The organism is Phytobacter sp. V69 (assembly GCF_965644215.1).
Lineage (GTDB): Bacteria > Pseudomonadota > Gammaproteobacteria > Enterobacterales > Enterobacteriaceae > Phytobacter.
The window spans coordinates 1-603 of the sequence record NZ_CBFFRL010000495.1 but is presented as its reverse complement, the minus strand read 5'-3'; the positions used below and the strand labels follow the sequence as shown (position 1 = coordinate 603).

Sequence of the window (603 nt, the reverse complement as noted above, 5' to 3'; positions counted from 1 at the left end):
TTATTATCGAGTTCGGTGACCGCCTGGACGGTCACTTCTGAGAAAAGGCATTTACACAGAATCGTGTACAGGGTCCTTTTTTTCAATCACATCTTTCAGTGCGCGGCACTCGAGACTCAGGTCTGCAAACATCTGTTTCAGCCGGCGGTTTTCATCCTCGAGGTCTTTCATCTTTTTGATATCAGAGGCTTCCATACCGCCGAACTTTGCTTTCCAGTTGTAGTACGAGGCCTCAGAGATCCCGGCTTCGCGGCAGACGTCTTTAACGGTGCGTCCGGCTTCGACGGACTTCAGAACGGCGATGATCTGGTGTTCGGTGAATCGTGCTTTACGCATGGCGATCTCCTCCGGGGACATAATCAGTATGCCGGAAGATCTCTAAATGTGAATGGTCCGTTTAAGCGGGATACTTACACATTTTCCTTTATGCTTTCAGCAGTTGCTCAACCGCTATGCCCTTTTAAGTAACCCACGCGAGAATCACTTAGATAGTGTCGTCACGAGGATAAAAATCATTGATAATAGAGCCTTCTAATCAGAAGGCCCTATTATCATGACTATTCCAGCCTATCGGCGCCACGATATTTCTGACAATGTATGGAG

The 603-nt window shown here is 47.6% G+C and carries 1 pseudogene; it reads right to left on the bottom strand.

The features are described from left to right. Nucleotides 1-75: 75 nt before the first annotated feature. Nucleotides 76-336 (bottom strand): annotated as a pseudogene (locus ACSZPU_RS26190) (transposase); the annotation flags it as partial. Between the last annotated feature and the right edge of the window lie 267 nt (nucleotides 337-603).